Source organism: Paenibacillus sp. cl123, assembly GCF_900101595.1.
Classification (GTDB): domain Bacteria; phylum Bacillota; class Bacilli; order Paenibacillales; family NBRC-103111; genus Paenibacillus_G.
This window is the reverse complement of record NZ_FMYY01000007.1, coordinates 79452-102954: the sequence shown is the minus strand read 5'-3', so window position 1 is coordinate 102954 and position 23503 is coordinate 79452. Positions and strand designations below refer to the sequence as shown.

19 protein-coding genes are annotated in these 23503 nt (G+C 54.8%); 17 read left to right on the top strand and 2 right to left on the bottom strand.

Annotation, left to right across the window (positions count from 1 at the left end):
- Positions 1–42: 42 nt before the first annotated feature.
- On the bottom strand, positions 43–1887 hold the full coding sequence (gene asnB, locus BLR08_RS13900; protein ID WP_072330739.1) for an asparagine synthase (glutamine-hydrolyzing): 1845 nt from the start codon (positions 1885–1887) through the stop codon (positions 43–45).
- 308 nt (positions 1888–2195) lie between these two features.
- Here asnB and BLR08_RS13895 point away from each other — a divergent pair, with 308 nt between their 5' ends.
- The 10 genes from BLR08_RS13895 to BLR08_RS13850 all read left to right on the top strand — a co-directional run bounded on the left by BLR08_RS13895 (position 2196) and on the right by BLR08_RS13850 (position 13319).
- Positions 2196–2537 carry a hypothetical protein gene (locus BLR08_RS13895; protein WP_072330741.1) on the top strand — a complete coding sequence of 114 codons (342 nt, stop codon included), beginning with the start codon at positions 2196–2198 and terminating at the stop codon, positions 2535–2537.
- Between the two features lie 115 nt (positions 2538–2652).
- A complete protein-coding gene (locus BLR08_RS13890) occupies positions 2653–3741 on the top strand; it encodes a GerAB/ArcD/ProY family transporter (protein ID WP_072330743.1) in 1089 nt (362 codons plus the stop codon).
- Positions 3738–5216 (top strand): spore germination protein, encoded by a 1479-nt coding sequence (locus tag BLR08_RS13885; protein WP_256257629.1) that lies wholly within the window; start codon positions 3738–3740, stop codon positions 5214–5216. The genes BLR08_RS13890 and BLR08_RS13885 overlap by 4 nt, the downstream gene beginning before the upstream one ends.
- Positions 5213–6373 carry a Ger(x)C family spore germination protein gene (locus tag BLR08_RS13880; RefSeq protein WP_072330747.1) on the top strand — a complete coding sequence of 387 codons (1161 nt, stop codon included), beginning with the start codon at positions 5213–5215 and terminating at the stop codon, positions 6371–6373. The genes BLR08_RS13885 and BLR08_RS13880 overlap by 4 nt, the downstream gene beginning before the upstream one ends.
- 87 nt (positions 6374–6460) lie before the next feature.
- Positions 6461–7372, top strand: a complete 912-nt coding sequence (locus BLR08_RS13875; protein ID WP_072330748.1) for a hypothetical protein — start codon at positions 6461–6463, stop codon at positions 7370–7372.
- 155 nt (positions 7373–7527) lie between these two features.
- Positions 7528–8817 carry a trigger factor gene (gene tig / locus BLR08_RS13870; RefSeq protein ID WP_072330750.1) on the top strand — a complete coding sequence of 430 codons (1290 nt, stop codon included), beginning with the start codon at positions 7528–7530 and terminating at the stop codon, positions 8815–8817.
- A 386-nt stretch (positions 8818–9203) separates the two neighbouring features.
- Complete coding sequence (gene clpP, locus BLR08_RS13865) at positions 9204–9794, top strand: ATP-dependent Clp endopeptidase proteolytic subunit ClpP (RefSeq protein ID WP_072330937.1); 591 nt, start codon at positions 9204–9206, stop codon at positions 9792–9794.
- A 15-nt stretch (positions 9795–9809) separates the two neighbouring features.
- Positions 9810–11072 (top strand): ATP-dependent protease ATP-binding subunit ClpX, encoded by a 1263-nt coding sequence (clpX, locus tag BLR08_RS13860; protein WP_072330752.1) that lies wholly within the window; start codon positions 9810–9812, stop codon positions 11070–11072.
- A 118-nt stretch (positions 11073–11190) separates the two neighbouring features.
- Positions 11191–12300, top strand: a complete 1110-nt coding sequence (ispG, locus tag BLR08_RS13855; protein ID WP_072330939.1) for a flavodoxin-dependent (E)-4-hydroxy-3-methylbut-2-enyl-diphosphate synthase — start codon at positions 11191–11193, stop codon at positions 12298–12300.
- Between the two features lie 230 nt (positions 12301–12530).
- Positions 12531–13319, top strand: coding sequence for a divergent polysaccharide deacetylase family protein (locus tag BLR08_RS13850; protein ID WP_072330754.1), 789 nt, complete (start codon positions 12531–12533; stop codon positions 13317–13319).
- Between the two features lie 23 nt (positions 13320–13342).
- Here the strand turns inward: BLR08_RS13850 and BLR08_RS13845 are convergent, their stop codons facing one another.
- Positions 13343–14080 (bottom strand): N-acetylmuramoyl-L-alanine amidase family protein, encoded by a 738-nt coding sequence (locus BLR08_RS13845; protein ID WP_072330756.1) that lies wholly within the window; start codon positions 14078–14080, stop codon positions 13343–13345.
- A 149-nt stretch (positions 14081–14229) separates the two neighbouring features.
- Here BLR08_RS13845 and lonB point away from each other — a divergent pair, with 149 nt between their 5' ends.
- The 7 genes from lonB to ccsA all read left to right on the top strand — a co-directional run bounded on the left by lonB (position 14230) and on the right by ccsA (position 23502).
- A complete protein-coding gene (gene lonB, locus BLR08_RS13840; protein ID WP_072330758.1) occupies positions 14230–15933 on the top strand; it encodes an ATP-dependent protease LonB in 1704 nt (567 codons plus the stop codon).
- 237 nt (positions 15934–16170) lie between these two features.
- Positions 16171–18501 carry an endopeptidase La gene (gene lon, locus BLR08_RS13835; protein WP_072330760.1) on the top strand — a complete coding sequence of 777 codons (2331 nt, stop codon included), beginning with the start codon at positions 16171–16173 and terminating at the stop codon, positions 18499–18501.
- A gap of 52 nt (positions 18502–18553) precedes the next feature.
- Positions 18554–19255, top strand: a complete 702-nt coding sequence (yihA, locus tag BLR08_RS13830) for a ribosome biogenesis GTP-binding protein YihA/YsxC (RefSeq protein WP_072330762.1) — start codon at positions 18554–18556, stop codon at positions 19253–19255.
- A 392-nt stretch (positions 19256–19647) separates the two neighbouring features.
- Positions 19648–20235, top strand: a complete 588-nt coding sequence (locus tag BLR08_RS13825; protein ID WP_072330764.1) for a non-ribosomal peptide synthetase module — start codon at positions 19648–19650, stop codon at positions 20233–20235.
- A gap of 375 nt (positions 20236–20610) precedes the next feature.
- Complete coding sequence (gene speD / locus BLR08_RS13820) at positions 20611–21012, top strand: adenosylmethionine decarboxylase (protein ID WP_072330766.1); 402 nt, start codon at positions 20611–20613, stop codon at positions 21010–21012.
- A gap of 250 nt (positions 21013–21262) precedes the next feature.
- Positions 21263–22660, top strand: coding sequence for a glutamyl-tRNA reductase (gene hemA, locus BLR08_RS13815; RefSeq protein WP_072330768.1), 1398 nt, complete (start codon positions 21263–21265; stop codon positions 22658–22660).
- Positions 22661–22677: 17 nt separating this feature from the next.
- Positions 22678–23502 carry a cytochrome c biogenesis protein CcsA gene (gene ccsA, locus BLR08_RS13810; RefSeq protein WP_072330770.1) on the top strand — a complete coding sequence of 275 codons (825 nt, stop codon included), beginning with the start codon at positions 22678–22680 and terminating at the stop codon, positions 23500–23502.
- The last annotated feature ends 1 nt before the right edge of the window (position 23503 follow it).

The window sequence follows — 23503 nt, the reverse complement described above, 5'->3', positions numbered from 1 at the left end:
AGGCGTCTTTGTTTTGGAAGCCGCGACCGGTGCTGCCAGCCGTCACCGGATCGAGACCTTGTAGTGGCGCAGCCACGTATCCACCTGGGCCAGATAGGCGAACAGCTGCGGGCCGGTCATCAACTGCCCGAACCAGGGCAGATTAAATTGTCCATTGTCGTTTTCGGCCAGCGCCCGGATCTTCTTCGCATCAATGAATGGCAGCAGAGGGGAAGTGGAATCATCCAGAATGTCGAGCACCCAGGAACGAACGGCCGATAAATAACCCGGGTTATGCGTTTTGGGGTAAGGGCTCTTCTTGCGGGTCAGCACATCCTCCGGCAGCACGTCGCGCAAGGCTTTGCGGAGAATGCCCTTCTCCCGGTCGCCGGATGTTTTGATCTCCCAAGGGATATTCCAGACATATTCCACAAGCCGGTGATCGCAGAAGGGAACCCGCACCTCCAGGCCGACGGCCATGCTCATCCTATCCTTGCGGTCCAGCAGCGTAGGCATGAAGCGCGTAATATTGAGGTAGGACATCTCTCTCATCCGGTGCTGCTGTTGATTTTCGCCGGCCAGCCGCGGCACTTCGGACAACGCCTGGCGGTACCGGTCCTGCACATATTGCTCCGGCTTTACCCACTCTATGAATTCGGGCGACAGCAAGGCAGCCCTCTCCGGCGTAGCTAGCGACCAGGGGAAGGTGTCGGCGTTCAGCGCCTCGTCGCGGTGAAACCACGGATATCCGCCGAAGATTTCGTCGGCGGCTTCTCCGGACAGTGCGACCGTCGCGTCCTTCTTGATCTCATTGCAAAATAAATACAAGGAGCCGTCGACATCGGCCATGCCGGGCGTATCCCGGGCGAACACGACGGTTTTCAGCGATTCGATAAGCTCGGGGGTATCGAAGGTTTTGTCATGATGTACGGTGCCGAGGTAGTCGGTCATCCGCTGAATCCAGGGGGCGTCGGAATTCGGCTGGAAGGCGTTGGCCTTGAAATGCTTGTCATTGTCGACGTAATCGACCGAATACGTATGCAGCGGGCCGAGCCCTTGTTCTTTATAGTAGGTGGCGGCGAACGAAGTCAAGGCGCTGGAATCCAGTCCTCCCGACAGCAGCGTGCAGATCGGAACGTCCGAAGCCAACTGGCGGATGACCGTATCCTTCAGCAGATCATGAACCTTGGCTGCCGTAGCTTCGACATCGTCTTCATGCGGCTTGCTCTCGAGTTTCCAATAAGCGGTGATCCGGATGCCTCCTGCATCCATGACCATCGCGTGTCCCGGCTTAAGCTCGTTCATGTTTTTGTAGATGCCGTGCCCCGGCGTTCGTGCGGGACCGACCGCGAAAATTTCGGCGAGCCCTTCGCCTGTGATCTGAGCGGGAAAGTCGGGATGAGCCAGAATCGCCTTCGGCTCCGAGCCGAACAGCAAGCGGCCGGAGTCATACGAGTAGAACAAAGGCTTCACGCCCAGGCGATCCCGGGCAAGGAACAAGGTCTGCTCCTCGTCGTTCCATACCGCAAATGCAAAAATGCCGTTCAGTCTCTCCACGCAGGCGCGCCCCCACTCGATGAAGGAGACGAGCAGCACCTCCGTATCGCAGTTGGTCGAGAAGCGGTGGCCGCGGGACTCCAGCTCCTTCTTCAGCTCGGGCGCATTGTACAGCTCCCCGTTATATACGATGGCGAACCGGTTGTCCCCGCAATTTCGGATCATCGGCTGCGCGCCGTTAGCCGGGTCCATTACGCTCAATCTCCGGTGTCCGAGGGCGCAGCGAGGCGTAATCCATGTGCCTGAAGCGTCTGGCCCGCGCAGCGCCATTGTATCCGTCATGTTGATTAAAATGGAGGAATGCCCGGTCAAGTCTCGGTTCCAATCGATCCACCCCGTGATGCCACACATAGGTCTTCATCCTCTCTGGTCTCAAGTGTTGGCTGATCCTGCCTTTTCCAGGCGAGGCGCGAGATGTTTAAGCGTATGCGTCGATCCGGCGTCTCATGTCTGGTCAAGCTCCTGCTTTTCCTCGCCGAATGATCGGGAAAAATTGGACAAACGGACGCGGACAAGCTAAACTAGGGGCAAAGGAATTATTGGAAAACTCCCGTTCCATTCGGCTTTCTATGCATAGAAAAGTACGGTTTTGTCCCAACCTATAGCTTAAGACGAAGCTTGGCGACATTTAGGGAGCAACAAGAAAGGTGGCCGTCAACATGAAGAAAACGATGTCCGAACAACAGAAGGAATATAAAGAAGCGAAAGAGCTTTTCCAGGCGGCTAACAGCGCATTTGAGAAAAAGCTCGCGACGACGAAGAAGCTTGGCAAAGTCGACCAGAATGTGATGGAGCGTCTCGTGGAGGATACGGGCCTTCACACGGCTCTGAACCGCCTCGGAGCAGCCGAGAAAGCTCTTCTCGAATGGTCTCACGAGATGATCCGCAACGAACGCGATTATCTGAAAAATAAAGATTCCGTTGACCGGATGTATGCCTTCATCGACGAGAATCCGAATATTAAAGCGCAGCTGATCCAAGCTGCGATGAAAATGGAATAGCTGCAGTCCATGACGGGCGGCCGGGGAGATGATCCCCGGCCGCCCGTCTGCCGTATAACGGGAAAGGCAATATGGCAACCTAGGGTTATACAGGCAGATAAAGGAGGGTACCGGGATGTCCGGCTCGATACGGATGGGGCAAGCTGTGATGATCATCATGACCTTCATCGGATTGATGAACCATGTTTTGATCATTCCGGTCATGCTGGATGCAGCCCGGCGGGACGCCTGGGTATCCACGCTTGTCAGCGTGCCTCCTTATTTGCTGTGGATTGCGATGCTGGCCTTCATCGTCAGGCGCAGCGGACAGAAACCGATCACGGATTGGATCAGCGGGCTGGGAGGCGTATGGACAGGGCGGATTATCCGCCTGGCGGTATGCGTCTATTTGCTGGCCGTTATGTTTATTACGTTGAAGGATACGGTATTTTGGGCCAAGGATTCTTATTTGCCGGAAACCCCTTTGTTTGTCTTATGCGTCCTTCTGCTGCTCATCTGCTTCTTTGCCGCGCGTTCGGGCTTTGCAGCCATTGCGATTCTTACAGGGATTCTGCTTCCGTTCATCGTCGTATTCGGATTTTTCATCGGCATCGGCAACGGCCCGAACAAAGACTATTCGTTTTTATTTCCGATATGGGAGAAGGGGTATTTGCCCATGCTGCATGGGTGCGTACCGGCATTGGCAGGCTTGGGAGAGCTGACCTTGTTCCTCTTTATGCAGCATCATGTGTCCACGCGGGTCCGCTTCCTCCACCTGGCAATCACTGGGCTTATCCTGGTGGGGCTGACCTTGGGTCCGATCACCGGAGCTATCGCCGAATTCGGAACCAATGAAGCCGTCAAGCAGCGGTACCCGGTATTTGAACAATGGAAGCTGCTCATTATCGCGCATAACATCGAACGGCTTGATTTTCTGTCGATTTATCAATGGTATGCCGGCGCCTTCGTGCGGCTGTCGGTTTCGCTTTGCCTGTTGGTGGAGCTGCTTGGGAAGGGCAGAAGCGTCCGGTACAGGGACATCGTTTTGCTGATCCTGCTTGTTCTGCTGCTCTGCGGAGCGCTCCTTCCGTTCACGGACAACAGCTTTTATTTATGGCTGAAAACCCAATATTTTTGGATCTCTCTTCCATTCCTAGTTCTGCTTACACTCTGGTTGTTCATCCTAGCATTAATTTCCGGCCGAAGGGAGGGACGGACAAGTTGACTGAAACGTCTTCCACATCAGAAAACAGGCGTCTCTGGGATCGGGAGAGGCTTGTGTCGTTATTCCGGGCAAGCGATGACGTCAAGCAGTACCTGCTGCCCGATCAAGCCGGGCTCCTCTTGTATTCCGAGGGGCTCAGCAGCCTCAAAAGCATGAATGAAGTGCTGGGGGTCGATTGGGAGAAGAGGGTCGCCCACGAGGCGAAGAGCTGGAGAGACGAAGGCTGCCTCCCGTTTCAGGTAAGCCCCGTCTCAAGCTGGGCCGATACCGCTCAATTGTCCGCGCTCCTGTTCGCCGGGTGGGGCCTGCTGTACCTGGAGGCGACCGGTTTGCTCTATGGCGTCAACTGCAGCCAGCGGCCTGAGCGGGAGCCGGATGCCTCCACCACCGAGCCGACGAATTACGGACCGAAGGATGCGTTCGTCGAAAGCGTGCAGGTGAACGTCGCTCTGGTCCGCAAGCGTCTGCGGACCCATCTGCTGGCCTGCGAGATGTTCACGGTGGGCTCGCGCAGCCAGACGAATATCGCGCTGCTGTACATGACCGATCTGCTCGATCCGGACACTCTGCGGCATATCCGGGATAGACTGAGCGCCATCAAGCCGGAGATCGTCTTTACCAATGAGCAGTTGAAGAACATGCTGCTCCGGCCGGGCTTAGCGTTCTTCCCGCTGATGTACAACACGTCCAGGCCCGATATGGTGGTCGAAAGCCTCGCCTCCGGCAGGTTCGTGCTGCTGACGGACGGGCTGCCCAACGCGCTGATCGCTCCCGTGCAAATCTCTTTTCTGCTGGCAAGTCCCGAGGACGCTCATCTGCCTGCGCCCGTGCTGATCATAGGCAAAGCGATGCGGCTTGCGGGCCTTCTCATAGCGCTGCTGCTCCCGGGCTTCTGGACAGCCCTGACTACTTATCATCAGGACCAGATTCCATTGGCCCTGCTCGCAACGATCACGATGGCGAATATGGGTACGCCGATATCGGGGCCGCTCGAGATGCTGCTTATGCTGGTCATGTTTCAGCTCTTTGTCGAGGCGGGGGCTAGGCTTCCCTCCACCTTCGGCCCGTCTATATCCGTCGTCGGGGGACTCATCATCGGGGATGCGATTATTCGTGCCGGTCTTTCCTCGCCGGCCTCCCTGGTCGTGGCCGCCGCAACGATGACCAGCCAATTTGTGCTGATGGGCGGCATGTTCGGGCTTGCGGTTACGATGCTGCGGTTTTATATTTATTTGCTTGCCGCCTTTTTCGGCTTGTTCGGCTTCTTTACCGGCGTTATCACGATCCTGATCTACATGGCCAATCTGCGATCGTTCGGCGTGCCTTATCTGATCCCGGTATCTCCCTTCCGCTTGTCCGCTCTCCGCTTTATCCTGATCCGGTTCCCGCGCGGGGACAAGCGCAGAAGACCGACCTTCCTCGGCGATAAGGTGCTCAGCTCCTCCGACGGCGTCAAGAGGGAGGACAAGCCGTGAAGCGTCTGCTGTCTGGACTGTGCTTGCTGGTTCTGCTTCCGCTCACGGGCTGCTGGAACTCGAGCGACGTGGACGACCAGGATTACGTTAACGCCGTCGGCATCGAATACCGGCAGAAGGAGAAGCAGTACGGGGTCTATCTCCAATTGATCAGCTTCTCCAAAATCGCCAAGGACCCTGCCGGCGGCACCCAGCCTTCTCCCGTGCCGGCCTGGATCGCGACAGGCAAAGGCGATACGCTGCTCGAAGCCATCAACCAGATCTACAGCATGTCCGAGCGCAAGCTGTACTGGGGCCATGTCACGGCTATGGTGCTGGGCGAGGAGATGGCCGGCACCCAGAATCTGACGGAGGTGCTGGAGACGTTCATGAGATATTACTCGCTGCGATACACGATGTGGACCTTCTGTACGCGAGAGGACATGGTCAAGCTGTTCACCGCTTCCCCAAACTTTGAGAAAAGCCGGCTGTCGACGCAGCTTCATTCTCCGGACTCTCATTACGAGATTATCTCGAATGTTGAGCCGCTGCGCCTGAACCGGTTTATCCAGCTGTACAGCGGGACACGGAGAACGGCGCTGCTCCCCTGCCTGTCTTTGTCGAGCCGAGTATGGAGTAAAGACGACAAGCCGTTCACTTCCATGAGAGTGGCGGGAGTTTATACCTTCAAGGAGAAACGGCCGCATGGGTATTTGGCGCTTGACAAGCTCCAGGGTCTGCGCTGGCTCGAGAAAAACACGACTCGGGCTCTGATAGGCATTATGGAGGAAGGCAAGCCGCTGGCAGCCATCCGTATGCATCATCCGAAGGTAAAAATCCTGCCTTCTTATAAGAACGGCGCCATGACCTATGATGTCAAGGTAACGGTGAACGGCACGATCAACGAGCTGAAGCGGTTTATCTCGGAGAAGGAGCTGGAAGAGAAGGCCGGCCAGACCATCGCAGCGGAGATTCGCCGCACGTTCGCATACGGGGTGAAGATTGGAGCGGACCTGTATCAGCTGCAGGTTCACGGCCGGCCGGCTATCATGCTGCCGGGGGAGAGAGGCAGAGCGGCGGCGGCCGACGAACCGCTCACAGAGGCTTCCTTGCGCGACATTCAGGTAAAGGTCCACATCGTATCGGGAGGGAAATATAAAATATACAGCGAGCGTTAGTACGGTACGCAAAAGGGAAATTTTGCTTTCGCCCCTTATTTCCGGTACACTGCTGTCAAAGAGTCCCGATGAAAGGCGGTGGTTACCATGAGTTCGCTGCCTCATGACAACGTGATTTTGTTTCCCAAAACCGTTGAGTATTATCAATATGAACTGACTCGGCTGCTGGAGGCGGAGCGATACGGCGAGGCCATCGAGCTGCTGGTCTTCCTGCTTGGCTGCCATTCGGCCGACAGCGCCGTTCGGGAGGAGTGGCAGTCTCTGCTGGACTGGATGCGGATGATGTTCCCGGATCTGACCGGCGGCCAGCCGTCCGGGGAGGAGGAGCCGGAGCAATCCGAGTCCGAGCTGCTGCGCAGCCACCTGCTTGCCCGGGAGGAGAAAAGCGAGGCTTACGCCGAGCGGCTGCTGGAGACGATCCGCAGCCAGCAGGCGCCCGACAAGCTGCTGCTGGCGCTGGATCAGCTGGCTTTCCTGGAGCATGGGAGAATCGATGAAGCTTTGACCGGATGGCTCCGCGAGGAAGAGCTTCACCCGCTGATTCAGTTCAAAACCTTGCAAACGCTGAAGAAAAGAGGCGTGACCGGCTCGGTCACCTTACATAAAAACGGCGAAAGCGCGGTATGCGAGATTGAGGATACCCCGGCGGATTTCGACCGTTTCCCGTCGCAGATCCAGGAAATCATCGCCCGCGTGCAGGAAATCAGCGAGATCAAGCATCCCGCATTGTCTTATTTTGCCTCGCAAACCTGGAATGAATTTCTCGCCTACATCTACGGCACCTCCGCCTACCGGCAGATGCTGCGCCAGGATGAAGCCTGTGTGGACGTTTGGGCGGCCGCGCTGCATCTCACGCTGCTGGAGCGCGTGTTTGACGGAGGAGACAAGGAAGAGCTGCTTGAGCTGTACGGGATTACTTCTGATCTGACCTTCCAGTGGGAGCAGGCGTACCGCATCATGCAGCAGTTCGCTTCGGCCATGTTCGGGCGGGGCTTGTAGCCGGGCCCGATAACGAATAGGGGAGCACCCTTGAAAACTACAGGCATTACGGGTATAATATAGTGGTTATATTGGCGGGCTTGTCCGCATAGCGGAACTAGGCGGCCAGAACGTGAAAATTGATTATCGACCATTTTTGGAGGGGAAGGCATAAAATGAAAGCAAGTTGGGAAAAAATAGAGAAGAACGTTGGAGTTCTTGATATTGAAGTGGACGCGGAGCAGGTAGCTGCCGCTCTGGACAAGGCATTCAAAAAAGTAGTGGCCAAGGTGAACGTACCGGGCTTCCGCAAAGGTAAAGTGCCGCGTTCGATTTTCGAATCCAAGTTCGGCGTTGAAAGCTTGTATCAAGACGCTCTGGACATCATCGTGCCTGATGCATACGTAGCCGCCGTTCAGGAAACGGGCATCGTGCCGGTCGACCGTCCGGAAGTGGACGTTGAGCAATTCGCCAAAGGCCAGATCCTCAAGTTCAAAGCGAAGGTTGTCGTGAAGCCTGAGGTTGAGCTGGGCGAGTACAAAGGCATCGAGCTTGAAGCGGGCGATACCAGCGTGTCCGAGGAAGAGATCGCAGCCGAGCTGGAGCGTCTGCAGCAGCGTCATGCCGAGCTCGTTCCTGTCGAGGAAGGCGAAGCGCAAAACGGCGACGTCGTTGTGATCGACTTCGAAGGATTCGTCGACGGTGTTGCTTTCGAAGGTGGACAAGCTGAGCGCTATTCGCTTGAACTCGGCTCCGGCAGCTTCATCCCGGGATTCGAGGAGCAGGTTGTGGGTCTTGCCAAGGACGGCGAGAAGGATGTTAACGTTACTTTCCCTGAGAGCTACCATGCGGAAGAGCTTAAGGGCAAGGAAGCCGTCTTCAAAGTCAAGCTGCATGATATCAAACGCAAAAACCTGCCTGCTCTGGACGACGAGTTCGCCAAAGATGTCAGCGAGTTCGAGACATTGGAGGAGTACAAGGCAGACCTGGCTGCGAAGCTGGGAGAGCGCAAGCAATCCGAAAACGAGCGCAAGAAAGAAGCGGACGTCGTAGAGAAAGTTGCGACGGCGGCTCAAGTGGAAATTCCTCAAGTGATGATCGACGACGAGGCCGAGCAAATGGTGAAAGAGTTCGAAAACCGTCTGCGCACGCAAGGCATGAACCTGCAAATGTACTATCAGTTCTCCGGCCAGACGCAGGAAGACCTGAAAGCTCAGATGGCAGGCGACGCCGAGAAGCGCGTACGGAACAACCTCGTGCTCGAAGCGGTTGCAAAGGCTGAGGGAATCGAAGCTTCCGAAGAGGATATCGAAGCTGAGCTGAACAACCTGGCGGGCATGTACGGCCGCTCCGCTAACGAGATCCGCAGCATCTTCGCACAAAACGGCTCGCTGGGCACGCTCGTGCAGGACGTTGTAGCTCGCAAGACGGTCAAGTTCCTCGTAGACAACAGCAAAACGGCTTAAGCGTCCGTGTTCAGCGGCGTGACATAGACAACAAGGGCACGTGTATTCTTATGCGTGCCTTTGTTTTGTAGATACGGCAAAACGCTGCGCCTCAAGTAATGTAGAGGGGTGCGGCATCCGTATCGCAGCCGGCGGGGAGCGGTTTACGGCAAGGCGTATTTTTAGGCAAGTCTGACAACGACATAGAAGGTTTAGGTGTTCGACTGGTTACATACATATGAATGAGAGCTGCATAAACGTTCGTTTTTCTGCGAGGAAGGGCGGACCAAGCGCCGAAATTTGTAGAAGACAAGGTTCCGGCGGATATGACTTTGAAGGTGAAACATGTTACAATACAGGGTAAGCAAATTTTGCTGCGCATTCTTGGAGTAAAGGGGTTGGGACATTTGACTCTAGTGCCTATGGTTGTGGAACAGGAGGGTCGGGGCGAGCGATCGTATGATATTTATTCGCGTCTGCTCAAGGACCGTATTATTTTTCTGGGAAGCGCGATTGATGACGACGTCGCCAACCTGGTGATTGCCCAGCTGCTGTTTTTGGCTGCAACGGATTCTGAGAAAGATATCAGCTTGTACATTAACTCTCCGGGCGGTTCGGTGACGGCCGGTATGGGTATATATGATACAATGCAGTTCATTAAGCCGGACGTATCCACGATCTGCGTCGGGATGGCGGCGAGCATGGGTTCCTTGCTGCTGACGGCCGGAGCCAAGGGCAAGCGCTTCGCGCTGCCGAACAGTGAAGTGATGATTCACCAGCCTCTGGGCGGTGTCCGCGGTCAAGCTTCCGATATCAAGATCCACGCGGACTGGATCATCAAGACGAAGCAGAAGCTGAATCAAATTTATGTAGAGCGCACCGGTCAGCCCTACGACAGAATTGAACGCGACACAGACCGTGACAACTTCATGAGTGCTGAGGATGCGAAAGCTTACGGCCTCATTGATGCGGTTATCACTCGCAGTGATTTGACTTAGAAAAGGAGTGATCCCATGTTTAAATTTAACGATGAGAAAGGTCAGCTGAAATGCTCCTTCTGCGGAAAGTCGCAGGAGCAGGTACGTAAGCTGGTCGCCGGTCCCGGCGTTTATATATGCGACGAATGCATCGAGCTTTGTACCGAAATCGTTGAGGAAGAATTGGGTCACGAGGAAGAACTCGATCTGAAGGATGTGCCGAAGCCGAAGGAGATCCGCGCCATTCTTGACTCTTATGTAATCGGTCAAGAGCAGGCGAAGAAATCGATGTCGGTGGCTGTTTACAACCACTACAAGCGGATCAATTCGCAAGGCAGCAAGAACGACGAGGTTGAGCTGCAGAAGTCCAATATCGTGCTTGTCGGCCCGACAGGTAGCGGGAAGACGCTGCTCGCCCAGACGCTGGCCAAAATCCTGAACGTTCCGTTCGCCATCGCTGACGCCACCTCCTTGACGGAAGCCGGCTATGTCGGCGAGGATGTGGAGAACATCCTGCTCAAGCTGATCCAAGCGGCTGATTACGACGTGGAGAAAGCCGAGCGCGGCATCATCTATATCGATGAGATCGATAAGGTGGCCCGCAAGTCCGAGAATCCGTCCATTACCCGCGACGTATCGGGCGAAGGCGTGCAGCAGGCCCTGCTGAAAATTCTCGAAGGCACGGTCGCTTCCGTTCCTCCGCAAGGCGGACGCAAGCATCCGCATCAAGAGTTTATCCAGATCGATACGACCAACATTCTGTTTATTTGCGGCGGTGCTTTCGACGGCCTCGAACAGATCATCAAGCGCCGGATCGGCAAGAAGGTCATTGGCTTCGGCACGGACGGACAGAAGGCCGATCTGAAGCCGGGCGAGTATTTATCGCTGGTACTGCCGGAAGATTTGCTCAAATTCGGCTTGATCCCGGAATTTGTCGGCCGTCTGCCGGTCATCTCCACGCTGGAGCCGCTGGATGAAGCAGCCTTGATCCGCATCTTGACCGAGCCTCGCAACGCCCTGGTGAAGCAGTATCAGAAGATGCTGGACATCGACGATGTGACGCTCGAGTTCGAACCTGAAGCGCTTGAGGAAATTGCCAAGGAAGCGATCAAGCGCAACACGGGAGCGCGGGGATTGCGCGCCATCATCGAAGGCATTATGCTGGAGGTCATGTACGAAGCGCCTTCCCGTACGGAATCGTCCAAGTGCGTTGTGACTAAAGAAGCGGTGCAGGAGAAGATTGCTCCGCCTATTACAGCCCTCGATGCGCCGATAAAGAAAAAAGAAGAAAGCGCGTAAGCGCACGAATACAAACAAACCCGGACACCTCCAATCCGCAGACGGAACTACCTTTTTCATAGGGCGAGTTCCGCATGCGGAGCGGAGGATGTTTGGTATCATGGGAGAGAAGAAATCTATGTTCCACAGAACCGAAACGATTCCGGTTAAAGTCGGCAACCTGACCATCGGTGGAAGTAATGAGGTTATCATCCAGAGCATGTGCACGACCAAGACGGCGGATGTAAAGGCGACCGTGGCCGAGATTCATCGTCTCGAAGAAGCGGGCTGCCAGATCGTGCGCGTCACGGTAAACAATAAGGAAGCGGCGGAAGCGATCAAGGAAATCAAGAAGCAGATATCGATCCCGCTCGTCGCCGACATTCATTTCGACTACAGGCTGGCGCTGCTCGCCATCGAGAACGGCATCGATAAGGTCCGGATCAATCCCGGCAATATCGGGCGCCGCGAGAAGGTAGAGGCTGTCGTGAAGGCGTGCAAGGAGAAGGGGATTCCCATCCGGATCGGCGTCAATGCAGGTTCGCTGGAAAACCATTTGCTGGAAAAATACGGCTACCCGACGCCGGAAGCGATGGTAGAGAGCGCGCTTTATCATATCGGGATTCTGGAGGAGCTGGACTTCCGCGATATTATCGTGTCGCTCAAAGCCTCCGACGTTCCGATGGCGATCGCCGCGTATACGAAAGCTGCCGCTGCCTTTAATTATCCGCTGCATCTGGGCATCACCGAGGCCGGGACCTTGTTTTCGGGGACGGTCAAGAGCGCGGCAGGTCTCGGAGCATTGCTCAGCATGGGCATCGGCTCCACGATCCGGATCTCGCTGAGCGCTGACCCGGTCGAGGAGGTCAAGGTTTGCCGCGAGCTGCTGAAGTCATTCGGGCTGATCACGAATGCGGCTACGCTTGTCTCCTGCCCGACCTGCGGCCGGCTGGACATCGATCTGTTCTCGATCGCCAATGAAGTTGAAGCGTACATCTCGAAGCTGAAGGTGCCGATCAAAGTATCGGTGCTGGGCTGCGCGGTGAACGGCCCCGGGGAAGCGCGGGAAGCGGATATCGGCATCGCGGGAGCGCGAGGCGAGGGTATGCTGTTCCGGTACGGAGAGATGATCCGTAAAGTGCCGGAGGCTGATCTGCTCTCCGAGCTGAAGAAGGAGATCGACGTTATTGTCGAGCACTTCGAGCGTACGGGAGAGATCCCTGGGCGCAAGCATCATGCAGGCGTTTAGAGCCTGAACAGCGGGCTCCGCGGCTGAGGCGGCGGGCATGGGCGGTTTGCACAGCCCGCGCTGTTTGGCGATTGTGTTTATAATGAAAGACCGTGCGTTCTGTCCGCAGAGCTCACGGTCTTTTTTATTATTTTAGAAGACGGCTGCTTAGCACCGCTTTCCCTGCATACATTTCTCAGATTTGGCGAAAGCTTTAGAGGTATAACTTCCAGAAGAGATGAGGCGAGAGCATGTATAGAACAAAGGCTTTGATTGCAGCAGTTCTGCTGCTCGGGATGGTTATCGGGGCAGCCGTGCCCGCCGACACTTCCTCAGCTTCGCCGCTCAAGCCTCCGGATTTCGGTGCAGTCAGACGGGTAGCGCTGGTCATCGACGACTTCGGCAATGATATGCTGGGGACCGAGCAGATGATGGAGTTGCCCGTTCCTTTCGCGGCCGCGGTCATGCCTTTCCTGCCGACGACGAAGCGGGATGCGGAGTGGGCCCACCGCAAGGGGCATACGGTGCTCGTGCATGTGCCGATGGAGCCGAATGCGGGCAAGCCTGAATGGCTTGGTCCCGGAGCCATCACGACCAAGCTGACGGACGAAGAGGTGCGCCAGCGGATCACGGCAGCGATCGAGGATGTGCCTTATGCGACGGGCATCAACAATCATATGGGGTCCAAGGTGACGGCTGATGAACGGATCATGCGAATCATTCTGACGGTGTGCAAGGAAAAGGGGCTGTTCGTGCTGGACAGCCGCACGACGGATAAAAGTGTGATCGGCAAGCTTGCGCGCGAATTGGGGGTGCCTACAGCCAGCAACAACTTATTTCTGGATGATGTATACACCCGGAGCCATATTGCCAAGCAGGGAGTCAAGCTTCAGAAGCTGGCCAATACCCGCGAAGCCACGATCGTGATCGGGCATGTAGGAGTTCCCGGCAAGCATACGGCCGACGTGCTTGGGAGCGCGATCCCGGCAATCCGGCAATCGGGCGCCGTATTTGTCCCGATTGCTCAGATGATGCAATAGAAGCAGCCGGGCCGCCAAGTCAATCAATGGCCGCTGTCTGAAGGCTGATTCTGCAAATAACCGGCCACCCCGGCGCATATCCGGTCGGCAACGGCCTGCTGGCCTTTCTGACTTGTTAACCAGTCCCGGTCCTCCTTATTCGTCAGAAAACCCATCTCCACGATGACCGTCGGGCTTTTGGAGTAATTCAGCAGATAGTAGGTCCGGCCATACACCGGCGTGTTCGGAATGCCGTACATCTCATTGAGGCTGGTCTGCAAGGACAGGGCGAGCGCTTTACTGCGCTCGTCTTTCTGATGCAGAATCAAAGCGCCGCGGGAGGATGCGCGTTTGGCGGCATTCACATGCAGGCTGATGACCAGCTTTGGCTTGACTTCATTGGCAAGCATCGCCCGCTGCGCCAAATCCTTGATATGCCTGGATTTGGACTTCAACCACATATTTTCGCCGCTGAGCGCATAATCGTCCACTCGATTTATCAGCACCCGGTAGCCCTTCTGCCGAAGCTGCTCGTAGGTGAGCTTGGCGATCGTCAGATTGATATCCTTCTCCAAAATACCGCCATGCGTGGTGCCGCTGTCGATCCCGCCATGGCCAACGTCGATAACGATATCCATCTGGGAAAGGGCGGGGTGATCGGTTTTAATCTCAGGCAGCAAGAAAGAGTCCGGCAGCGCCGCCCAGGAAGAAGCCGGCAGGCTGAACAGGAGTAGGGCTGCGGCAGCAATCCGTCCTAATGCTCGAAGGGTTGGATAGATCATCGTGGCTTCCTTTCCCGGAAGATCTCCGGATAGAGTATGGAACGCATAGGACTAGCATTCCGAAAAACTTTGCAGGCTATAGGGATTAATGCTGTCAGCAGAGGGCAATACTACCAATTATAGTTTGCAAGCAGGAGGGTGAAGGGAAAATGAATATCAGTGTGGTTTTAATGGTTATTCAACTGTTTTTTGCCATCGTCATCGGTTTGTACTTCTGGAATTTGCTCCGCAACCAACAAACCAATCGTTCGGCCGTGGATAAGGAATCGAAGAAGGAATTGGAAAAGCTCCGTCGGCTGCGGACGATTTCCTTAAATAAACCGCTCGCCGAGAAAACAAGGCCGCAGGACATGGACGATATTGTCGGACAAAAAGAAGGGCTGCGCGCCTTGAAGGCGTCCTTATGCGGCGCCAATCCTCAGCATGTGATTGTCTACGGTCCGCCTGGCGTAGGGAAAACCGCCGCAGCGCGCGTCGTGCTGGAAGAGGCGAAGAAAAACCCGGAATCGCCGTTTCGCCCTGATGCGAAGTTCACGGAAATCGATGCGACAACCGCACGCTTCGACGAGCGCGGAATTGCTGATCCGCTGATCGGCTCCGTTCATGATCCGATTTACCAAGGGGCGGGCGCCATGGGCGTCGCAGGCATTCCCCAGCCCAAGCCGGGAGCCGTAACCAAAGCCCATGGCGGCATTTTGTTCATCGACGAGATCGGAGAGCTTCATCCGCATCAGATGAATAAGCTGCTGAAAGTGCTGGAGGACCGGAAAGTATTCCTGGAGAGCGCTTATTATAATTCGGAAGACAACAATGTGCCGGGCTATATTCATGACGTGTTTCAAAATGGGCTGCCGGCCGATTTCCGGCTGGTTGGAGCCACGACGCGCAACCCGTCCGAGCTTCCGCCGGCGATTCGTTCCCGCTGCATGGAAATCTTCTTCCGTCCGCTGCTTCCCGACGAGATCGGCCTGATTGCTTCCAAGGCACTGAAGAAAATCGGCTTTCCCGACAATCCGGCTGCTGTCGATGTGGTGAAACGGTATGCGACAAACGGCAGGGAAGCCGTGAATGTGATCCAGCTTGCCGCCGGCCTGGCCTTGACGGATCAGCGCAGAGAGCTGACGGCGTCCGATGTCGAATGGGTGGTCAACAGCTCGCAAATCTCGCCCCGTCCGGAGAAAAAGATCCAGAACCGGCCTGAGGTCGGACTCGTCAACGGGCTAGCCGTATACGGTCCCAATATGGGGATGCTGCTCGATATCGAAGTTACGGCGATCCCGGCTGTGCAGCCTGGAGCCGGACAATTCACCATTACCGGGGTTGTCGATGAGGAAGAGATGGGCGGCGGCTCCCGGACGCTGCGGCGCAAAAGTATGGCCCGCGGCTCCGTTGAAAACGTGCTGACCGTGCTGCGCCGCAAAAATTTGCGTCCCTATGATTACGACTTGCATATTAATTTTCCGGGAGGCATCCCGATCGACGGACCGTCGGCCGGAGTGGCGATGGCGGTCGCCATCGCCTCGGCTATCAAGCAGATTCCCGTTGACAACCATGTCGCCATGACCGGTGAAATTAGCATACACGGGAAAGTGAAGCCGGTGGGCGGCGTCATCGCCAAGGTGGAGGCAGCCTTCCAGGCCGGAGCTACCAAGGTCATCATTCCGAAGGAAAACTGGCAGGAAATATTTGCGGGCCTGCATGGCCTGGAGGTCGTTCCTGTGGATTCCATCGAAGAAGCGCTCCACCATTCGCTCGGCCTACAGTTGGCCGAACGCGCCGACGTGGATACGATAGCGGTAGACGGCGCCGCTCCGGCTTCCGTGGCCATATTGCATGCTGACGCGCTCGATTGAGCGCGTTTTTTGCATATTTATTCAGTGTTTAAGCATGACCCATACGCAGACATCCTCAAGGACCCGGCGGACGGGTTTGTTTGAACTTCCACTTATACGCGGGTGCGCTTTGGGAGAAACTTCGTTAAGGACAGGGTTGGCTCATTGGTGTTTTGCATGTAATTTTGCTAAGATAAAGAAGCATGTAAGTGACTCAAGAATGAGCTGCAAGTCAGTAAAGTCGGGAGGTGCCGGGATATGGGGCCAAGCAAGCATAAGATGCGACGGTTGCCGCTGCTGCCGCTGAGGGGGCTGCTGGTATACCCGAGTATGGTTTTGCATCTGGACGTCGGCCGGGAAAAGTCGGTGCGCGCGCTGGAGAAGGCGATGGTCGACGACAGCATGATTCTGCTGTGCTCGCAGTCCGAGGTAAATATCGAGGAGCCGAAAACCGAAGACATTTACCGGATCGGTACGATCGCTAAGGTACGCCAGATGCTGAAGCTCCCTAACGGGACGATCCGCGTGTTGGTGGAGGGTGTGGTCCGGGCGGAAATTGCCGAATTCCTGACCAATGAAGAATATTACGAAGTAAACGTTCGCGAGCTGCCGGAGCAGGATACGTCCGATCCGGAGATCGATGCGCTGATGCGCACGGTGCTGACGCAATTCGAACATTATATTAATTTATCCAAGAAAGTGACCCCGGAAACGCTTGCAGCGGTATCGGATATCGATGAGCCGGGCAGGCTGGCCGATGTTATCTGCAGTCATCTGTCCTTGAAAATTAAAGATAAGCAGGACATTCTGGAGACGGTGGATGTCAAGCAGCGGCTGGAGAAGCTGCTGGCCATTCTCAACAATGAACGGGAAGTGCTGGAGCTCGAACGGAAAATCAGCCAACGCGTCAAGAAGCAGATGGAGAAAACTCAGAAGGAATACTATCTTCGCGAGCAGATGAAGGCGATTCAGAAGGAGCTCGGCGAGAAGGAAGGCCGGGCCGGCGAGGCTGAGGATCTTCGCAACCAGTTGAACGAGAATGAGGTTCCCGAGAAGGTTCGCGAAAGAATTGAGAAGGAAATCGAGCGGCTGGAGAAAATGCCGGCGACCTCGGCGGAGGGCTCGGTTATCCGCAACTATATCGATTGGCTGCTCGGCCTGCCATGGGCGCATAAGACAGAGGATGATCTGGATATACAGAAAGCGGAAGAAATTCTCAATGAGGACCATTATGGCCTGGAGAAGCCGAAGGAACGCGTGCTTGAATATTTGGCCGTTCAGAAGCTTGTCCAGAAGCTGAAAGGACCGATTCTTTGTCTCGTCGGACCTCCGGGTGTCGGTAAAACGTCGATTGCCCGTTCGATCGCCAGATCGCTCGGACGCGAATTCGTGCGCATCTCGCTGGGGGGCGTCAGGGACGAGGCGGAGATCCGCGGTCACCGGCGCACGTATGTCGGCGCGATGCCGGGGCGCATCATTCAAGGGATGAAAACAGCAGGCACCAGCAATCCGGTTTTCCTGCTTGACGAGATCGACAAGATGGCGATGGATTTCCGAGGAGACCCGGCTTCGGCACTGCTTGAAGTGCTTGATCCCGAGCAGAACTCGACATTCAGCGACCATTATGTAGAGGTGCCGTTCGATCTGTCGAACGTCATGTTCGTAACGACGGCGAACGTCGTTCACAATATTCCGCGGCCGCTGCTGGACCGGATGGAAGTGCTTCATATCCCGGGCTATACGGAGATCGAGAAGCTGAATATTGCCCGCAATTATTTGCTGCCCAAGCAGAAGCGGGATCATGGCCTTCAAGACGGCCAACTCGTATACGAAGAGGCCGCTCTTATGAGGACGGTACGCGAATATACGCGCGAAGCGGGCGTGCGCAATCTGGAGCAGCAAATCTCCTCCGTCTGTCGGAAGGCAGCCAAGCAGGTCGTTGGCGGAGCGGAGAGCGTGTCTATAACGGCGGACAACCTGAAGGAGTTTCTGGGGCCTCCCAAGTTCCGGTTCGGCGTAGCCGAAGAGCGGGATCAGATCGGAGCGGTGACAGGGCTTGCCTGGACGGAGGTTGGCGGGGATACGCTGGTTATCGAAGTGACCGTGATGCCGGGCAGCGGGAAGCTGACACTGACAGGGAAGCTGGGCGATGTGATGAAGGAGTCGGCGCAGGCCGCATTCAGCTACACGCGCTCCCGGGCCGCGCAATTCCAGATTCAGCCGGATTTCCACGAGAAATTCGATATTCATATCCATATTCCGGAAGGGGCTATCCCGAAGGACGGTCCGTCTGCGGGCATCACGATGGGAACGGCCTTGATCTCGGCGCTTACGAATATTCCCGTCTCCCGCCATGTGGCGATGACCGGCGAAATCACCTTGCGGGGCCGGGTTTTGCCGATCGGCGGGCTTAAGGAGAAGTGTCTGGCCGCCCATCGGGCCGGCATCCGCACGATCATCCTGCCCAAAGATAATGAGAAGGACATCGAGGAAATTCCCGAAAGCGTCCGCCGCGAGCTGACATTTTATCCGGTATCGCATATGGATGAGGTGCTTGAGCATGCGCTGGTAAAGCCTGCCCGGGTATAAACGCAGCGTGTGAAATACGTCTTTAACGAGAAGCAGAAATGAGTGAGCATCAATGAAGGTCAACCAAGCTGAGTTTATTATCAGCGCGGTTCGTCCGAATCAGTATCCCGAGGATGCCTTGCCGGAGCTAGCTCTGGCAGGGCGTTCCAATGTCGGGAAGTCTTCTCTGATCAATCGGATGATCAACCGCAAAAATTTAGCCAGAACGAGCTCCAAGCCGGGCAAAACGCAGCAATTAAACTATTACCGGATTAATAACGATCTGTATTTTGTCGATCTTCCCGGCTACGGGTATGCCCAGGTGTCCAAGACGGAGCGGGAGAAGTGGGGCAAGTTCATCGAAGAGTATCTGCTTGGGCGCGAGGTTTTGAAGCTGGTGCTGCTGATCATCGATCTGCGTCATCCGCCGTCCAAGGACGATCAGGCCATGTACGAGTGGCTGAAGCATCACGGAGTGCCTGTATGCATCGTCACGACCAAGGCGGATAAAATCCCCAAGGGCAAGTGGCAGAAGCATGTCAAAGTCATACGCGAGACGCTCGGGGCTGACAAAAGCGACCCGATGATTTTGTTCTCCTCCGAGCTTGGGCTCGGCAAGGACGAGCTGTGGAGCCTGATCGAGCAGCGTATCGGATACGGCGCAGGCGATGCAGAGGCGGAAGCTCACGCAGAGCTGCCGGAGGCGACGGCTGAAGCGCTTGCGGAGGACGGAGCGGCGCCGGGCAATCCCCCTACGGAGCCGAAAGCCGAGTAACCGGAATGAGCAATCAGAGTGAATGGAGCAGGAGATCCCGGCTGTCGGCAAGCCGCACGGGGTCTTTTTTGCATCCGGTTTCCGGTGATTCCGCCGCATAGATGATTCTTTTCTTAAGCCCGCCCCAGCTGTTTCAAATCCCGAGGAATGGGTGAATATAGAGGTAGCCCGCATGCAAGCTAGGCAGGGAAATCTGGAACATCGTGCGCGATAGCGAGTTATCAGGTTATTTTTTCGGCCTCACTCCGGGAAAAAGCGGATTTTTCTGAATTCCGGCGAAATACAAAGGCTTGCAAGCAGGAATATTAAATAAATATGTAGTATAATGTATATAGAACAACAAATCAGAATGCAGGCTTCAAGGTTCGAAAACAATGAATCGAGGGATTTTTATGGCAAATAGGTTAGCGACCGTATACGTCAAAACCTGCCTACAGTTAACGGAAGCCGAAATGGACAGCTTTATCCGCATGTTCAAGGATCATGGAGCTTCTATGCAAGTGCAAGTGCTTGAGAACGGTAACCAAGAGGTGGTATTGGAGGATGACGCGGATGAGGATATCGTCCTGTCATTCGAGCGTCAAATGAATTTGTACGTCTGCCAAGGCACCTGCCGCATTCATAACAAAAATATCGTCAACGCTATGCGGAAAGCTGTATCCCTCTTCAAAGGCGATGCTGTTGTTCACCGAATCTACGCAGGTTATACGATGATTTATACGTACCAACAAGGCGCTGTCGTCAAGATTACGGAAAATACGGAAACCTCTGAGAAAGTTGTGTATGAATACCGCGATACGCTCGGTCAGCTCGAGAGATTGTTCCACAGAAACGAAGTGGAAGCCGAAATCTCCTCTGTCCGCACGCAGATCAACAGCTTGCTCGATCTGAGAAATGAACTGCAGGACGATGGTCTTCGCGAGCATATCGACGGCCGCCTGCATAAGCTTACACACCGTCTTTTCGTACTCGAAGCTTAATTCCATACAAGACTTGTGTACAGAGAAAACCGCTTTTTTCGGCCGCGGCTGAAAAAAGCGGTTTTCTCTGTACAGCGAGAGTCCGCTCAAAAAAATTCTTCGATGCCGCAGCGGGCCAGCACATCGGCCAAGTTTTCCACATATTGTGCTCATGTACTGACAACATTCAAGTCTTTAAAAAAATAGTTTTAAAAAAAGTATTGCTTTTCTGGTCAATAGATGTTATTTTTATTTTCGTTGAAAACAAAATAGGAACCAGGATTCACTCAGGACATTGAATGTTGCGAGAGATTATTCCCTCGAGAAGTGAATGACGTAGGTCCTAGCGGATGAAATTTTCAAAACATTTTATTCCTAGGAAGGGGGAACCGAAAGATGGAATACTCAACTTTCGGAAGACACGTAGCTGTAGACACTTGGGGAGTCGACTTCGACCTTCTCAACAGTGCAGAGTGGTTACAGGCGCAAATGGTAGAAGCAGCTGAGGCATGCGGAGCAACTGTGATGTCGGTACAATCGAAGCAATTTGAACCCCAAGGAGCAACTGTTCTTGTATTGCTCTCGGAAAGCCATCTCTCCATTCATACGTATCCTGAGAGAGGATTCGCGGCTCTGGATTGTTATACTTGCGGCGAAACGGTAGATCCTCAACTCGCGATCGAGCACATGTTGTCTGTGTTGAAGCCTGAAACTGTACACGCGAAGAAAATCGTGCGCGGTATCGGCGAATTGCAAGTCGAAACACCGGTTCTAAAGCAAGCTCAATTGGTTAAATAATAAGAGACTGACATATGGTAACCTCGGAGGTCACATTCCGGGGTTATTTCTTTTCATCCTGCCGGTATTTTTCCTGAAAGCCTATGAGCAGGTATATGAGGGAAGCTTTCAGAAAAAACTACTATGAGAACTAAAAATGGCAAGGGTCCCCTTAAGAACGTTAAAAAAGTTTTCATAAATTTTGTCGAAGCACCGCGTATCGCTATGATATAATGAACCTAAAATTCAGAGAAGGGGGCAGGTGAACCAGATGCATATCGTCGTCGCGGGTTTAAATTATCGTACGGCACCCGTGTCTATTCGTGAAAAATTTACATTCGCCGAGGGTGACTTACCATTGGCGCTGCAAGAGCTTAAGGCAACCAGGAGCGTGATGGAATGTGTTATCGTGGGCACCTGTAACCGCACGGAGCTGTATGTGGCGGTCGATACGCAGCAGTTGTGCGCCAATCACCTCAAAACGTTCATAGAGAAATGGTTCCAAGTGCCTAAAGAGCAATTCAACAAGCATTTATATATTTATGAGAATGAACAGGCAATCGAGCACCTGCTGCGCGTGACGAGCGGACTGGACTCGATGGTCATCGGCGAAACCCAGATTCTCGGCCAGGTGCGGGACGCTTTTCTGCTGGCTCAACAGCTGAAGACGACGGGCGTGCTGTTCAATACGCTGTTCAAGCAAGCGGTCACGATGGCGAAGCGCGCGCACTTCGAAACCGGGATAGGCGATAATCCGGTGTCGGTCAGCTATGCGGCTGTCGAGCTTGGCAAGCGGATCTTTGGCACCTATGAGAACAAGAAGGTGCTGATCATCGGCGCAGGCAAGATGAGCGAGCTTACCGTCAAGCATCTCTGCAGCAGCGGCGCCAGCAAGGTGACGGTCGTCAACCGTACTTTAAGCCGCGCCGCAGAGCTGGCAGAACGCTTCGGAGGCGTGGCAAGCACGATGGACAAGCTCGGGATTCATCTGGAGGAAGCGGACATTGTGATCAGCTCGACCGGTTCGGCCGGTTATGTGCTCACTGCGGAGCAGGTGTCCTGTATTTTGCAGCGGCGCAGGTCGCGACCGCTGTTCATGATGGATATTGCCGTACCGCGCGATCTGGACCCGCGTTTGGGTGAGCTGCCTAATGTTTTCCTGTACGATATCGATAATCTGCAATCGTTGGTGAATGCCCATATGGAAGAAAGACATAAAGCGGCTGTGCAGATCGAAGCCATGATCAAGAACGAGATGGCGGCGTTCGAGCAATGGTCCAAGACGCTCGGTATCAGCCCGGTTATCCAGGCGCTGCAGTCCAAGGCATCCGTCATTCATGAAGAGACGATGGACAGCCTGATGAAGAAGCTGCCGGAGCTGGATGAACGTGAGCTTAAAGTGATCAGCAAGCTGACGAAGAGCATCGTCAACCAGATGCTGCGCGATCCGATAGTTCGCATCAAAGAAATGGCCGCAGAGCGCCACGGAGATGAGGCGCTGGATATGTTCACCAAAATTTTTGCTCTGGAAGAGCAGTTGGACGGGCAGAAACGGGCGGAGCAGGAGCTGCGGCAGCGGGAAGCGGAGGCGGCGCAGGAGCGCGCCAAAGAGGAATTACTCGCCAAAGTGCGTGTAGCCGTGCCCGGCGACATACTGGCCAAGGCCTGATCCGGAAAGGAAAAACCATGGTCACGCAAACCTGGTTTTATGATGCGATACTGTATATGTATGCCCTGAGCCTCCTGTTTTACTTCGCGGATTTTAGCAATCCGAACCGAAGCGCCAAACGGATGGGGACAGGGTTGCTTCTTTTTGTATGGGTTTTGCAAACCGGCTATCTGGTGTCCAGCTTGACGGTTCACTCCAGCCTATCGGCGTTTTCCATGTTCGAGACCTTGTTTATATTCGCTTGGCTGCTGGTAACGGTATCGCTGGCGATCAGCCGGTTTTTCCGGATAGAGCTGTTTGTGTTTTTCGTCAATGTGCTCGGATTTTCCGTGCTGGCGCTGAACATGTTCTCCAAGCCGGGCTTGTCGCCTGCGCTTTCGCATTGGAATATTCAAGACGAGCTATTATTTATTCATATCTCGCTGGCCGTAGCCGGCTATGCGGCTTTTGTCGTATCCGCCGTCTTCTCGGGGATGTACTTGTTCCTGCACCGCAAGCTGAAGGAGAAGCAATGGTCGCAGCGCATGCAGCGGCTGCCGAGTCTGGAGCGGATGGACCACTTCGCGTTTGTGGCGGTTCTGATCGGAGCACCTCTCATGCTGATGACGATCTCGCTGGGCATCGTCTGGATCGCGATTCAAGGCGATTACGCGCTGTTCCTTGATCCGAAAGTGCTGAATTCCTGGTTTGTGCTGCTGGCCTACGTATTTTATCTGTTTCAGCGAATGCTGCTCAAAGCGCCCGGGAACAGGCTGGCCTTGTGGAACCTGGCCGCATTTGTGATTACGCTGGCTAATTTTATATTGACTAACTATTACTCGACCTTCCATCAATGGTCGTAAG